Source organism: Rhodopila sp., from assembly GCF_965277825.1.
Lineage (GTDB): Bacteria > Pseudomonadota > Alphaproteobacteria > Acetobacterales > Acetobacteraceae > Rhodopila.
Genome location: NZ_OZ255846.1, coordinates 1188911 through 1203641, shown reverse-complemented (window position 1 = coordinate 1203641; position 14731 = coordinate 1188911). Strand labels below are relative to the sequence as shown.

Here is a 14731-nt window from a genome sequence, read left to right as displayed (position 1 = left end):
TCAGTGCTCCTTCACCTGGAATTCCGCCAACGTCATCCCCCCGGTATGGGCGCCGATCTGCTGCAACGAGTGACCCACCGCGGCGCCGATCTTCAGCAGCAGGTAGATGCTCGCGCCATGCTCCATCAGCGCTTTCCAGTTGCGCTGGCCGACCAACTCGATCTCCCGTTCGGCGCAGCCCATCGCCCGCATATACCCGGCCTCATCGGCAATGAAGCTGGCGCGTGCCGCGTCCGAACGCAGACTGTTGGCCATCTTGTTGAGCTGGTAGCTGTTCGCCGATCGCTCGCCGGTGAAGACATGACAGCCGGCTATGACGTCGTCCAAAGCGGCCTCCCGATCTTTTATTCTCTGCGTTGTACAGTGCCTACGACGCCGCGGCAAACCACCCACCGGGGCGGGACCGCGGGTCGCAGCCGCCGCACCGGTCCTGCTGCCGCCCAGACGGGGCCCCTGGATTCCTACTCGACCGCCCCGCCCGCCCGGTCGCGCCCGATCAGCGCCAGCCCCTCGGCCACCGAAACGAACTCGTCGCCCCCGGTCACCCGCGCGGCCCCGAACCGCGAGGTGAACAGCCCGCGCACCGCCGGCACCAACGACGTGCCGCCGGTCAGGAACACCCGGTCGATCGCATCCTGGCGCAGCCCGGCCTCGGCCAGCGCAAGATCCACCGTGGCCGCGATGCGGGCGATGTCGGGCGCGATCCAGTGCTCGAAATCCGCCCTCGCGATCGTCTGCTCGATGGCGAAATCGGCGTGACGGAACCGCAGCACCGCCTTCTCGGCGCGCGACAGCTCCGCCTTCACCCCCGACACGGCGCGATACAGCTCATAGCCCAGCTCATCGCGGATCAGCCGCAGCAGTGCGCCCAGCCGGTCTGGATGCCGCGCCGTCCTGGCCACCGCCTCGATGTCGCGCAACGTCTTCGGCGCCCGCATCAGCGACAGCCGGTGCCAGCGCGCGAAGCTGGAGTAATACTCCGGCGGCACCGGCAGATCGGTGCCCCCGGGCCGATACGTCGTGCCCTTGCCGAGCCGCGGCGACACCACCTGATCCATGATCCGGTAGTCGAACGTATCCCCGGCGATGCCGATGCCGGCACGGCCCAGCGCGGTCACCCGGCGGTTGCTGCCGGGCTCGAAACGCAGCACCGAAAAGTCGCTGGTGCCGCCGCCGAAATCACCGACCAGCACGGTGGCCGGCGCGCTCAGGCCACGAGCGAAACGATAGCCCGCGGCCTCCGGCTCCAGGCGGTGCACACCCGCGGCCAGCCGGCGGCGGCATAGCACGCACGCAGCCGCTGCTCGCCGAACGCATCGTCCGGCGCCTCACCGGCGAACCGCACCGGGCGCCCGGCGACCAGCATTGCGTCGTGCGGCTTGGGCAGGATCGCCGTTAGGAACAGGCCGATCAGCCCGTCAAGGGCGAACGGGCGGCCGAACACCCTGGTCTCGCTGAAGCTGCGCTGCGCCAGGTAGCTCTTCAGCGACATCATCAGCCGGCTGTCCAGCGGATCGTCCAGATACGCCTCGATCGCCGCCGGCCCGATGGCGTGGCGCAGCACGATGCGGTCCCGCGCGCCGTCGTTCCAGAAGCACAGCACCGAGCGGATGACGTCCAGTTCGGCGGTGCAGAATGCGTGCCGCACCGTCTCGACCGACCCGTCGGCGCGCAATGCGGTGACGACACTGTTGGTCGTGCCGAAATCAACGCCGATCACCGTCATGTCCGTGGCCCACCGCGAAAACGGCCGCTTCCGACCACAGTCGCTGGCGGCGCGCAAGCACGAAGCGTCGGGTTCCGGTCTTCGGGTTCCCTGGCGCGCCACGCCTGCGTCGGCCATACTCCATCGCAACCCAGGAGGCACATCCTATGGCAACAGCGCCAAAGCTCGAACATCGCTCGCTCGGCAAGGGCCTATCGGTCTCCGCCATCGGCCTCGGCTGCATGTCGCTGTCAGGCATTTATGGCGAGGCCGACGACGCGGTCTCGGAAGACCTGATCCGCCACGCCATCGACAGCGGCGTCGACCACCTCGACTCCTCCGACATGTACGGCTGGGGGCATAACGAACAAGTGCTCGGCCGGGCCCTGAAGGGCCGCCGCGACAACGTCGTGCTCGCCACCAAGTTCGGCCAGATCCAGCGCCCCGGGCAGTCCAATGGGGTCAACGGACGTCCCGAATACGTTGTCCAGGCCTGCGAGGCCAGCTTGCAGCGCCTCGGCGTCGACGTCATCGACCTGTATTACCAGCACCGCGTCGATCCCGCCGTCCCGGTCGAGGACACCATCGGCGCCATGGCCAAGCTCGTCCAGCAGGGCAAGGTGCGCTTCCTCGGCATGTCCGAGGCCGCCCCCGACCGCATCCGCCGCGCCCATCAGGTGCATCCGATCGCCGCCGTGCAGACCGAGTATTCGTTGCTGTATCGCGAAGAGGCCGAGGCGACCCGCAAGCTGACCACCGAACTCGGCATCGGCTTCGTCGCCTACGCGCCGCTGGGCCGCGGCTTCCTGACGGGGGCGATCAAGAGCTTCTCCGATGTCGACGGCCGCCGTTCCGCCCATCCGCGGTTCCAGCAGCAGAACTTCGACCAGAACCGCGCCCTGGTGGCGAAGATCGAGGCCATCGCCGGAGAAAAATCCTGCACCCCCGCGCAGGTCACCCTGGCCTGGCTGCTGGCCCAGGGGCCGGACGTCGTTGCCATTCCCGGAACCCGCCACGCCAAGCGGCTGGACGAGAACGTCGGCGCTTTGAACGTCAAGCTGTCGCCGCAGGAGGTCGCGCGCATGTCCGAGGCCGTCCCGGTCGGCGCCGCGGCCGGCACCCGCTACCCGGCCGGCGGTATGGCCGGCGTGTTCATCTGACCAACCCCGGGCCCCGCGCCTGCCTCGCCGCGTGGCTCGTCATGCGGCACCGCTGGCGATCGGCCCGTAAAGGGCGGTCAGGTCACCGGAGATCGAGCCCTCATTTCGTCGCGCGATAGAACTGCGTGCCGAAGGCGATCGGCTGCCGGCCGGTGTCGTGGCGGTGCTTGTTGGTGTCACGCAGTGAATAGACGCAGCCGCAGTATTCCTGCTGGTAGAATTCCTCGCGCTTGCTGATGGCGATCATGCGATCCGCGCCGCCACCCTTGCGCCAGTTGTACTCCCAATAGTTCAGATCCTGGTACGGCGCCGCCGCCCGCATCCCACAGTCGTTGATCTGCGCCATGTTCTTCCAGCGGGAGATTCCCAGCGAGCTGGTCATCACCGGGAAACCGTGCTCGTGGGCATACAGCGCGGTGCGCTCGAACCGCATGTCAAAGCACATGGTGCAGCGCGCCCCGCGTTCCGGCTCCCACTCCATGCCCTTGGCCCGCGCCAGCCAGTTGTCCTTGTCGTAGTCGGCGTCGACGAACGGCACGCCGTGCTTCTCGGCGAAGCGGACATTTTCGTCCTTGCGCAACAAATATTCCCGCTTCGGATGAATGTTGGGGTTATAGAAGAAGATCGTATAGCGGATGCCGGATGCCAGCATCGCCTCCATCACCTCCCCCGAACACGGCGCGCAGCACGAATGCAGCAGGACCTTGGTCTCCCCGCCGGGCGGGGTCAGCATAGGGCGGGTACGATCGCTCATCGCGCCGTTCATAGCACGAAATGCCGTGAAATAAAATTCTCCCCACCTCAGCCAGAACCCAACATGCCTCGGACTGCGCCGCTGCGTCCGATCTATACCGCCTTCGCGGCGAACTGGATGAAGTGGTGGCAACGCAGACCGAACGGGCACGTGGGAGCGTGGCCGTCGTGCCAACAGAGCATGGCGAAACCCCGCGCAAGCCGCTAGACCGGCTTGGCTACAGCTCTGATCAGGTTCTCGGGTCCTCGCCAGGCGACCACGCGTGATCATGACCGGCTGAGCGATTCGGCCGCGCGCTGCCAAAAAGGCCGCCGCGCCGACCCGCGTCACCCCGGCCAGCCGCGACCACCGGTTCACGAGCCTGCTGATTTTCCCCAAATCGTTGACCCTGACCCGTCCGGGCCTTATCTCCGTCCCCGGACGCCCGAGCCTCGCTCGGGCCGCGCCTGAAAGGTCCGCATGCTCGCCTCCATCGCCCGCGCCATTTTCGGCTCCTCCAACGACCGCTTCCTGAAGGGGTACCAGCGGCGGGTCCCGGCGATCAACGCGCTGGAAGACGGCATGAAGGCGCTGTCGGACGAGGCGCTCGCCGCCAAGACCTTGGAATTCCGCGCCCGGCTGGCCAACGGCGCCACCCTCGACGACCTGCTGGCCGAAGCCTTCGCCGTGGTCCGCGAGGCCAGCCGCCGCACCCTCGGGCAGCGCCACTTCGACGTCCAACTGGTCGGCGGCATGGTGCTGCATGACGGCAAGATCTCGGAAATGAAGACCGGCGAGGGCAAGACCCTGGTGGCCACCCTGCCGGTCTACCTCAACGCGCTGGCGGGCCTTGGCGTCCACGTCGTCACCGTCAACGACTACCTGGCCCGCCGCGACGCCGACTGGATGGGCCAGATCTACAACTTCCTCGGACTGACCTATGGCGTCATCGTGCACGGCCAGGACGAGGACTCCAAGCGCGTCCAATACGCCGCCGACATCACCTACGGCACCAACAACGAATTCGGCTTCGACTACCTGCGCGACAACATGAAATATCGCCTGGAAGACATGGTCCAGCGCGAGTTCAGCTACGCGATCGTCGATGAGGTCGACTCGATCCTGATCGACGAGGCGCGCACCCCGCTGATCATCTCCGGCCCGGCCGAGGACAGTTCCGACCTGTATCGCCAGGTCGATCTGGTAGTGAAGGAACTGGTCAAGGACCCCGAGACCTACGAAAAGGACGAAAAGTTCAAGACCGTCTCGCTGACCGAACCCGGCAGCGAAACGGTCGAGGAAATGCTGAAGCAGGCCGAGGTGCTGACCGAGGGCAACCTCTACGACATCTTCAACGTCTCGGTGGTGCACCACGTCCAGCAGTCGGTCCGCGCCCACACCCTGTTCGCCCGTGATGTCGACTACATCGTGCGCGACGACCAGGTGATCATCATCGACGAGTTCACCGGCCGCATGATGCAGGGCCGGCGCTACTCGGAAGGCCTGCACCAGGCGCTGGAGGCCAAGGAACACGTCACCGTGCAGGCCGAGAACCAGACCCTGGCCTCGATCACCTTCCAGAACTACTTCCGCCTCTATCCGAAGCTCGCCGGCATGACCGGCACCGCGCTGACCGAGGCCGACGAGTTCGCCGAAATCTACAAGCTCGACGTGCTGGAGATCCCGACCAATGTGGCGGTTACCCGCAAGGACGAGGACGACGAGGTCTATCGCAGCGCGGCGGAGAAATACGAGGCGGTGGCCGCGCTGATCGCCGAGGCGCGGGAGAAGGGGCAGCCGGTGCTGGTCGGCACCACCTCGATCGAGAAAAGCGAGACCATCAGCAACCTGCTGAAGCAGAAGAAAGTTCCGCACGCGGTGCTGAACGCCCGCTTCCACGAGCAGGAAGCCGGGATCGTGTCGCAGGCCGGCGCGCCCGGCGCGGTCACCATCGCCACCAACATGGCCGGCCGCGGCACCGACATCAAACTCGGCGGCAACCTCGATGTCCGGCTGCTGCGCGAACTTGCCGGCATCGAGGACCCGGATGCCCGCGCTCGGCGCGAGGCGGTGATCCGCGAGGAGAACGCCGCCGCCCACCAGGCGGTGAAGGACGCCGGCGGGCTGTTCGTCATCGGCACCGAACGCCACGAAAGCCGGCGCATCGACAACCAGTTGCGCGGCCGATCGGGCCGCCAGGGCGACCCCGGCCGGTCGCGCTTCTTCCTGTCGCTGGAAGACGACCTGATGCGCATCTTCGGGTCCGACCGGATGGGCGGCATGCTGCAGCGCCTGGGGCTGAAGGAGGGCGAGGCGATCGTCCACCCGTGGATCAACAAGGCGCTGGAAAAGGCCCAGAAAAAGGTCGAGGCGCGCAACTTCGACACGCGCAAGAACGTGCTGAAATACGACGATGTGATGAACGCCCAGCGCAAGGAACTGTACGCCCAGCGCAAGGAGTTCATGACGCTGACCGAGGTCACCGAAACCGTCGCCGACATGCGCCAGGACGTGCTCGCCCCGATGGTCTCCGCCAGGGTGCCGGAAAAAGCCTTCTCCGAACAATGGCAGTTGGCCGAACTCACCGCCGACGTGGAACGGGTGTTCAACCTGGCCCTGCCGATCGAGGATTGGGGCCGCGAAGACGGCATCGACGAAACCGGCCTGCGCGAGCGGATCGATGCCGCAGTGGAACAGATGATGGCCGCGAAAGCCGCCAATATGGGTCCCGACCTGATGCGGTTCATCGAAAAGAGCCTGCTGATCCAGACCCTGGACGCGGTATGGAAGGAGCACCTGTATGCGCTCGACCACCTGCGCCAGGGCATCGGCCTGCGCGCCTATGGCCAGCGCGACCCGCTGAACGAATACAAGTCCGAGGCGTTCGCCATGTTCAACGCCATGCTGGGCGAGCTGAAGGAACGCGTCAGCAGCCTGCTGGCCCGCGTCGAACTTGCCCCCGACCAGCCGCTGGCGCCGCCGCCGATTATGCGGATGGTGGAAAGTCACGCCGAACCGGAATCGGCGATGCTGTCGGACCTCGCGCTGGCCGAACCGGTTGCCGCGCCGCGCGTCGTGACGGCGGCACCGAACCGCACGGCGGCCGTCGATCCCGCCGACCAGAGCACCTGGGCGGCGACACCGCGCAACGCGCCGTGCCCGTGCGGGTCGGGCAAGAAGTACAAGCATTGCCATGGCAGACTGGCCTGACCCAAACCGCCGCCGACTGGCGATGAATGCTAAGTCGGAACTATCCCGCCGCCAGGTCGAGGCCGGAAACTGATCCGCGGTGATCGACCAGGTCCGCGGCGAACCGCGGTCGGTTTTTCGGTAATTGCCTGACGCCGACCGCGACAATGCAAGCACCGAACCCGATCGGGGCGTGACAACGCCGGGTGAAGGCGTCACACTTCTGACGTGAACGTCCTGGCGCCCCCGAAGGCTCGGCTGCTGATCGAGATCGTGCATGATCTGATCTGCCCGTGGTGCTATCTTGGGGTGCGGCGGTTATTGCGCACGATGCGCCGCCGCCCCGACCTGGCATTCGAACTGATCTGGCGCCCGTTCCTGCTCAACCCCGACATGCCGCGCACCGGCATGGCGCGGCCGGACTACGTGGTGCGCAAATTCGGCGGCGAGGACCGGGCTCGGCGGCTCTACGCGACGATCAGCGAGACCGGCCGCAACGAGGGCGTGGATTTCCGCTTCGAGCGCATCCGCCGCACGCCGTCCTCGGTGGATGCCCATCGCCTGGTCCGTTACGCCGCCGGCTACGGCCGAGCCGATGGGCTGGTGGAGGCGTTGTTTGCGGCGCACTTCACCGATGGCTGCGACATCGGCGACCATGCCGTGCTGGCGGCGATCGCCACGGCCTGCGGCATGGAGCGGGTCGCGGTGCGACGGTTCCTGGCCTCGGAGGCGGAAGCCGAGGCGGTCCACGCCGACAATCTGCGGGCGCACCGGCTGGGCATCAACGGCGTGCCGTGCTTCGTCGTGGACGGCATGCACGCGATCGCCGGCGCGCAGGAACCCGAGGTGATCGAACGCCTGCTGGACATCGCCAGCGTGGGCACGGTGCGGATCTGACCGGCCTCCGGCTGGAACCGGCCGACCGCCGCGGGTTGCCGAAGCCCTGCTTCGCCGCCTAGTGTCGGGGGTCTGCGGTTCGCGACAACCGGCGAACCCCGGTTTGGTGCGCGGCCGCGGCGTCCCCATGCGAGAACGGAACCGATGACCCCAGAAATCAAGGCCCAACTGGCACCGCATGGCGTGCTGCGCGCCGGCATCAACATGTCCAACTTCCTGCTGGTCACCGGGCGCAGCGCCGCCGGCGAGCCTGAGGGGGTGTCGCCCAGCATGGCGCGGGCGATCGCCGATCGGCTGGGTGTGCCGATCCAGCATGTGCCGTTCGCCAAGCCGGGCGAGCTGGCCGATGTTGCCGGCAATGACGTTTGGGATATCGGGCTGATCGGCGCCGAACCCGCGCGCGCCGAGAAGATCGCCTTCACCGCTGCCTATGCCGAGATCGAGGCGACCTATCTGGTGCCCGCCGGGTCGCCGCTGCAGGCGATCGCCGACGTGGACCAGCCTGGCGTGCGGATCGCGGTGACCGCCCGCAGTGCCTACGACCTGTGGTTGGAGCGCAATATCAGCCGGGCGACATTGGTGCGGTCGAACAGCCTGGACGGTGCGCTGGATCAGTTCCTGTCCGAGCGGCTGGAGGCACTGGCCGGACTGCGGCCTCGGCTGCTGAGCGATGTGGCGAAGCTGCCGGGCGCGGTGATCCTGCCGGGGCAGTTCACCGCGGTGCAGCAGGCGGTTGGGACGGCGAAGGCGAACGCGGCGGCGGCGGCGTGGCTGCGCGAGGTCGTCGAGGAGGCGAAGGCGTCGGGGCTGGTGGCGCGGTTCATTGCACAGCACCAGGTGAATGGGTTGTCGGTGGCGCCGCCGGGGTGAGGGCGACTTTAGCGCGAAGGTTTTTATGCTGGAGGCGGTGAGCGGGGTGTTTGGAGAGGAACATTCCCCGCGGTGATGCTGGCTGCGGTGAGCATCGTCTGGTCGGGTCAGCGAAGGCAATTGCCCGGGCTGGATGACTGCGCCGCCGGGACTGGGCTGTGATGGCCGAGCGTGGTGGCGTTGGCCTGCGCGGCGATGCGCGCCTCGGCTCGCTTCAGGCTCGCGGCGATGCGCTCGTCTTGCTGGCGCTTTTCGTGCGACTGGGCCCAGGTCAGGCCGCTGGTCTTGGCGGCTTCGGCAATCTGGGCGGTGTCCTGGATCAGGTCGAGGGCTTTGGCGACTTTTGGTTCGGGCTGGGCTGGTTCGGGCGGGGCTAGCTCAGGCTGGGTCGGTTCGGGCCGCGGTTCGGCGGGGACGGCTTGCTGCCGGGCGTTCCGCAGTTGGTCGAGGCGTTTGCGGGCTTTGTCGGATTCGCGGCTGAGAGTGACGGCGCCGCCGCGGAGGCGGAGGATGCGGGTCAACGGCATGTCCGGGGTGGCGGCTTGGCTGAGCGCTTCGAGTGACTGGAAGCCGAAGCTGACGACGCTGGCGGCGAGGTAGAGTTCGTCCTCGGTTTCCGGGTGGTAGGCGGCGAGCATCTGGGCGGCGGCGTGGCGGGCGGCGGTTGGGTCGCCGCCGGCACCGGCGAGGAACAGCGCAGCGAGGCGGGTGAGGATGGTTTCGAGGACGGCTTGGGGGAGATTGGTGTGGAGGCGGTTGGTGGTGGCGGAGTTGGTGGTGGCGGAGTTGGTGGTGGCGGAGTTGGTGGTGGCGGAGTTGATGGTGACGGACATGGGGGCCTGCTGCTGGGTTCGGTGTTTGTTCGTCGGTCTAGGTAGGCGAATTGTCCTTAGTATTCAAGAATTATTTCTTTGTCGGTCTGGCGTGGTGGGGTGGAATGATGGGGTATCTGGGGTCGCGAGCGTGGCGGTCGGGGCCCCATTTCGGGTGCGTAATGCTCGACCCGGGCAGTGCATTGGCAGGTTGCGGATGTTCTCGGCAAAGACGTTCGCCAAACTCAAGGCCGGCTGCGAGCCATGGCCATCCGAACCGTCGAGGCGCTGTGGAACGCTCTGGGAACTCTGACCGGATGCTTCACTTCGCAGGAATGCGCCAACTGCCTCCGCCATGCCGGTTATTTCCAGTCACCGTGGAAGTGCTCTAGTTCTTCGGACACCCCATTCGCCAGAAGGCAGAATTCTGCGGCTTACCGGCTCACCTTTCGATCCCTCACGCAATGCTCCGGATAGGTTCGATCAGGTGCGGCCCGGTGCCGCAATCAGTCCGTCGGCAGCTTCAGCACCGGATGCTCGACCCCGGCCTGGCGTTGCTCATCCCAAGCCACACACCACGCCGAGCAGAACAGCCCCGTCCCGCCGGTGCCCGCAACGCCCTGGTCGTAGATCAGCAGCCCGCAATTCGCGCATTTAACGTAACGTTCGACGTAATAGCCTTCCGGCGAAAATCGCATCCCCCCACCCCCTAATCGCCCAGCGTGACGCCATAAACCGCTCGGGCTTGTTCCGCCGAGACATATCCCTCCCGGACATCCTCCAGCACCCGCGCCGGGTCGCGGTGTTCGGGCGGCCCCCAGCCGCCCCCGGCCGGCGAAACGATCCGGATCCGATCCCCCGGCCGGATCGGCACATTGGCGAACTTGCTCGGTGAGACCTTGTTGAAGGCCTGGGTCACCGTCAGCCACGACCCGCTGCCGTCGCGCGCCATCAGCAGTTCGGCTTTCGCCCCCGGCAGTCCGCCATGCAGCCCCCAGGGACTGAGCTTCTGCCGGTCGCTCATGTAGGAGAACGTCATCGGCGCGGTCGTTGCCCGCACTGTCTTGGTCAGTGCCAGACCGCCGCGGAAGGTGCCGGCGCCGCCGGAATCGTTCACCAGCCGGAATTCCTCGACGTGCCAGGGATAGCGGTATTCGAACACCTCGACCGGGGTATGCGGGCAGTTGCCATTGATACCACCGACCGCGTCGTTGCCGTCGGCGAAGCTGCGGCCGCCCCAGCCGACTGGGGTCAGGTCGTAGCAGCAGAAGAACTCGTCGGTTTCCGGATCGTTGCCGCCGAACAGGAAGTTGCTGTGGCTGGCGCCATCGGTTGCCGCCGAACGCGGCTTCATCGCCGGTGCCAGCGCGCCCATCACCACATTGGCAATCCGGCAATGCGTCTCGGTGTTGCCGCCGACCGAAGGCCCGGGGAAATTGACGTTGACGATGGTGCCGGCCGGGGCCAGCACGCGGATCGGGCGAAAGCAGCCGGAGTTCTTCGGGATTGTGGAATCCGTCAGTTGCAAGACCGCATTGTAGGAGGCACCCCAGGCTACCCCCAGAGTCGCGTTGATCGGGCCCTTCGCCTGCTTGTCACTACCGGTGTAATCCACGATCAGCTCGTCACCCTGCACGAAGACGGTGGCTCGGATGCGATAGGCGCGGTCTTCGATCCCATCATCCTCCATGAAGTCTTCGAACATGTATTTGCCGTCCGCAATCTTGCTGATCTCGGCCCGCATGCGGCGTTCGGAGTAGGCCATCAACTCGCGCCCCAGTTCGACGAACCGGGCTTTGCCGTGCTTGCGCACCAGTTCCGCCATGCGCCGCTCGCCCAGGTCGGTTGCCGCGATCAGGGCGCGGAAATCGCCGTAATTGTAGCGCGGCGTGCGCACATTCGCCAGCAGCAGCCGCCAGATATCCGGCTCGTCCACGCCTTCGCGGATCAGCTTCACCGGGGGCACGCGCAGGCCCTCGTGGAACACCTCGGTTGCCTCACCGGCGAAGCCGGCCGGGGCCATGCCGCCGATTTCGCAGACATGGCCGATGGACACCGCGAAACCCATGATTTCGCCGTCGACGAAGACCGGCTTGAAGAAGGTGTGCTCCGGCGTGTGCAGGCCGCCGCGATAGGGATCGTTGTGCACCAGCACATCGCCCGGACGCAGTGTATCGAGCGGAATTTCCTGCACGCAGGAGCGCAGCAGCAGGGGCAGCCCGCCGATCATCGACGGACAGAAATCCCCAGTTGCGATGAGTTCGCCGGTGGGCAGCGCAAGCCCGCAGGTGAAATCGAGCGATTCACTGAAAATGGTGGAGTAGGACGTGCGCATCAGCGTCACCCCCATGTCGCGGCAGATCGAGACCAGGATGCCGCCGACGATGTTCAGCGTGACCATATCCATGCCAGGTATCTCCCTGTCGATATCAGCTTGCATCGAGAATATGCAGGTTGCCGTGGGCATCCACGGTCAGCCGATGACCCGGCCCGACGACGGTGACCGATGCGGTCTCCTCGACCAGCGCCGGGCCGGGCAGTTCGTGGCCGTGCAGCAGGCTGCCTCGGTCATAGACCGGTGTATCGATCCACCCCGCCTCGAACCAGACAGCGCGGCGGTGCGCCTGCACCGGTGCAGCGGAAGCCTTGGTGATGGTCGGCAGTTCGATCGCACCGGTGGCGACGCTGGCGGTGACGATGAAGGTGATGATCTCCACCGCGTCACCCAATCGGAAGCCGAACCGCGCGGCATGCTGGGCGTGGAACGCCTCCCACAACGCGGTCCGGCCGTCGTGATGCAAACTGTCGGCATGGACCGGAACGTTCAGTTCGTAGTTCTGCCCGGCGTAACGCATGTCCACGCTGCGCAGTATCGTTACGTTGTCGGTGTGTCCTTGCACGCGCAATTCGTCCAGGCATTCCGCTACCAGGTCGGCCATCGCCGCCTCGGCGCGCGCCTCGTCGAAGGCGCGTGAGGAGAGCTGAACGGTGCGGTGCCGATCGACCCTGGCGTCGGCCAGGATGAAGCCAAAAGCGGAGAACTGGCCTGGGAAATTCGGCACCACCGCGCGCCGGATGGAGGCCTCCTGCATCAGGTCGCAGACATGCAGCGGCCCTGCCCCGCCGAACGGCATGATGGTGAAATCCCGCGGGTCCAGCCCCTGCTCGGTCAGCGAGGTATGCAACGCCCCGACCATGGTGTTGTTGGCGATGCGAACGATCGCCAGCGCGGTCTGTTCCACGCCGATGCCTAGTTGCGCGGCCAGCCCGGCGACGGCTTCGCGCGCCGCGGCCGGATCCAGCTTCATGCTGCCGCCCAGGAAGTTGTCCGCCGCGATCCGCCCCAGCACGACATTGGCGTCGGTTACCGTCGGTTCGGTGCCGCCACGACCGTAGCAGGCCGGTCCGGGCCGCGCGCCGGCGCTTTGCGGCCCGACCACCAGCATGCCGCCGGTATCGATCCTGGCGAGCGACCCGCCGCCGGCGCCGATGGTGCGGATATCGATCATCGGGATCTGCACCGGACGGCCCCATTCGATCTCGAAATCGGTGGTGAACCGTTCCTGGCCGCCAACGATGGTGGACACGTCGGTGGAGGTGCCGCCCATGTCCAAGGTGACCACGTTGTCGATCCCGAGCAGGCCGGCCACGCGCTTGGCCGCGATGACCCCGCCGGTCGGCCCCGACACCGCCATCTGGATCGGCGCGGCGGCGGCGGCGTCCAACGTCATCTCCCCGCCGTTGGAACGCATCACCACGATCGGCGCCGCGATCCCGGCGCCATCCAGGCGCGCCCGCAACGATCCCAGTTGGCGGCGGACGATCGGCTTGACGTAGGCGTCGCAGAGCGTGGTCGAGGAGCGGAAATGCTCCTTCCATTTCGGTAGCACGTCGTAGGAGATCGACACCGGCACATCCGGCATTTCGGCGGCGAAGATGTCGCGGATGCTTCGCTCATGGGATGGCTCGATGTAGGAGTGCATCAGCATCACCGCGACCGCCTCGACCTGGTTCTCGTTGCGCATCCGGCGTGCCAGCACCCGCACGCTGTCCTCATTCAGCGGCGTCAGCACGGCGCCGTTGGCGGCGATGCGTTCGGATACCTCATAGGCGTGCCGGCGCTTCAGGAAGGGCTTTGGCTTGACCCAGGCGAGGTCGTAGTGATGGCGCCGGTTGCCGCGTCCGATGAACGGAATGTCGCGGAAGCCTTCGGTGGTGACGTAGCCGACCACCGCACCCTTGCGCTCCAGCAGCGCATTGGTCACCACCGTGCTGCCCAGCCGCAGGCCGGACAGTTGGTCAGAGCTGGCATTGCTCAGTCCGGTCAGGATGCCTTCGGTCGGATCGGCCGGCGTGGACATGTTCTTCCAAGCCCGCAATGTGCACGTGGTGGTGTCGTAAGCGACGAAGTCGGTGAAGGTGCCGCCGACGTCGATCCCCAGCCGCATCATGACGCTGTCTCCTGATAATCGATCGGCGTGGCATGCCAGCCCTCGGCGCGGCGCTTCCAGTAGCGTTCACGCAGCGCGGCCGAGATCGGGCCGGGACGGTCGTTGCCGATGATACGACCATCCAGCCGCGACACCGGCATCACGCCGCCCGCCGTGGTGCAGGTGAACAGTTCATCGGCGGCGCGCAGTTCCGTCACCGTCACCGGCCGCACCTCGCAGCGCAGCCCGAGCTCGGCGCACAGCTCGATCACTGACAGGCGGGTGATGCCGGCGAGTGCGCCGCGATCCGGGGTCGAAACGACATTGTCGGTGATGCTGAACACGTTGAAGCCGGGGCCCTCGGTGACCATTCCGGCAGTGTCGAGCAGCACCGCTGTGTCTGCGCCACGATCGTGCGCCTGGAACAGGGCCTGGGTGAGGTCGCCCCAGTGGAAGTTCTTTACCGTCGGGTCGATCGAGGCTTCTTGTATCCGCGGCACGTCGGCGACGATCAGATGCGCGCCGCGCGCCTGCACCTCCGGCGACATCACCCACACGTAGGGACGGGCGAACGCCGCCAGGTAGTTGCGGCAGTTCAGCGGATGCGGCGGCAATCCGGGTTTCGGAGCGCCGCGCAGGCAGTCCATCGCGACATAGGCCTCACGTAGGCCGGACAACCGCACCAGCCGCAGCAGGATCGCGCGGATATCGCCATCGTTCAGTCCGGGATCGAGGCGCAGTGCCTGCATCGAGGCGCGAAACCGCGCGAGATGGTCATCCAGCCGGAAGAACGCGCCGTGCCGGACGCTGACGACGTCGTAGGTCACGTCGGACCGCCGGTAGCCATAGTCGGTCAGCGGAATGCATGCCTCGGCCAGCGGCGTGACGCGGCCATCGACATAGGCCGCCCCGCTGAGGAAGCGCGATTGCGGCAT

At 66.7% G+C, this 14731-nt stretch carries 11 protein-coding genes and 1 pseudogene; 4 read left to right on the top strand and 8 right to left on the bottom strand.

Annotation, left to right across the window (positions count from 1 at the left end; translation table 11 throughout):
* Both ACQY4T_RS06065 and ACQY4T_RS06060 read right to left on the bottom strand, forming a co-directional pair.
* A complete protein-coding gene (locus ACQY4T_RS06065) occupies positions 1 to 327 on the bottom strand; it encodes a hypothetical protein (protein ID WP_428538920.1) in 327 nt (108 codons plus the stop codon).
* 134 nt (positions 328 to 461) lie between these two features.
* Positions 462 to 1726, bottom strand: a pseudogene (locus ACQY4T_RS06060) (Hsp70 family protein).
* Between the two features lie 146 nt (positions 1727 to 1872).
* Here ACQY4T_RS06060 and ACQY4T_RS06055 point away from each other — a divergent pair.
* Positions 1873 to 2865: an aldo/keto reductase gene (locus tag ACQY4T_RS06055; protein ID WP_428538918.1), complete on the top strand. Its 993-nt coding sequence runs from the start codon at positions 1873 to 1875 to the stop codon at positions 2863 to 2865.
* A 100-nt stretch (positions 2866 to 2965) separates the two neighbouring features.
* Here ACQY4T_RS06055 and ACQY4T_RS06050 read toward each other — a convergent pair whose 3' ends face one another.
* Positions 2966 to 3619: an epoxyqueuosine reductase QueH gene (locus tag ACQY4T_RS06050; protein WP_428538916.1), complete on the bottom strand. Its 654-nt coding sequence runs from the start codon at positions 3617 to 3619 to the stop codon at positions 2966 to 2968.
* A gap of 459 nt (positions 3620 to 4078) precedes the next feature.
* Here ACQY4T_RS06050 and secA point away from each other — a divergent pair, with 459 nt between their 5' ends.
* The 3 genes from secA (at position 4079) to ACQY4T_RS06035 (ending at position 8554) form a co-directional block, all read left to right on the top strand.
* Positions 4079 to 6808 carry a preprotein translocase subunit SecA gene (secA, locus tag ACQY4T_RS06045; RefSeq protein WP_428538914.1) on the top strand — a complete coding sequence of 910 codons (2730 nt, stop codon included), beginning with the start codon at positions 4079 to 4081 and terminating at the stop codon, positions 6806 to 6808.
* A gap of 207 nt (positions 6809 to 7015) precedes the next feature.
* Positions 7016 to 7684, top strand: coding sequence for a DsbA family oxidoreductase (locus tag ACQY4T_RS06040; RefSeq protein ID WP_428538912.1), 669 nt, complete (start codon positions 7016 to 7018; stop codon positions 7682 to 7684).
* Between the two features lie 144 nt (positions 7685 to 7828).
* On the top strand, positions 7829 to 8554 hold the full coding sequence (locus ACQY4T_RS06035) for a transporter substrate-binding domain-containing protein (RefSeq protein WP_428538910.1): 726 nt from the start codon (positions 7829 to 7831) through the stop codon (positions 8552 to 8554).
* Between the two features lie 107 nt (positions 8555 to 8661).
* On the opposite strand, the gene ACQY4T_RS06030 is transcribed toward ACQY4T_RS06035, so the two are convergent.
* From ACQY4T_RS06030 to ACQY4T_RS06010, 5 genes are all read right to left on the bottom strand, one after another.
* Positions 8662 to 9387 carry a hypothetical protein gene (locus ACQY4T_RS06030; RefSeq protein ID WP_428538908.1) on the bottom strand — a complete coding sequence of 242 codons (726 nt, stop codon included), beginning with the start codon at positions 9385 to 9387 and terminating at the stop codon, positions 8662 to 8664.
* Positions 9388 to 9872: 485 nt separating this feature from the next.
* Positions 9873 to 10064 carry a hypothetical protein gene (locus ACQY4T_RS06025; protein WP_428538907.1) on the bottom strand — a complete coding sequence of 64 codons (192 nt, stop codon included), beginning with the start codon at positions 10062 to 10064 and terminating at the stop codon, positions 9873 to 9875.
* Between the two features lie 11 nt (positions 10065 to 10075).
* Positions 10076 to 11773, bottom strand: a complete 1698-nt coding sequence (locus ACQY4T_RS06020; protein WP_428538905.1) for a hydantoinase B/oxoprolinase family protein — start codon at positions 11771 to 11773, stop codon at positions 10076 to 10078.
* Positions 11774 to 11795: 22 nt separating this feature from the next.
* Entirely contained in the window at positions 11796 to 13817 is a 2022-nt protein-coding gene (locus ACQY4T_RS06015) for a hydantoinase/oxoprolinase family protein (RefSeq protein WP_428538903.1), read from the bottom strand.
* The gene (locus tag ACQY4T_RS06010) at positions 13814 to 14731 is read right to left on the bottom strand and encodes an aminotransferase class IV (RefSeq protein WP_428538901.1); all 918 of its coding nucleotides are present in this window, start codon (positions 14729 to 14731) and stop codon (positions 13814 to 13816) included. The genes ACQY4T_RS06015 and ACQY4T_RS06010 overlap by 4 nt, the downstream gene beginning before the upstream one ends.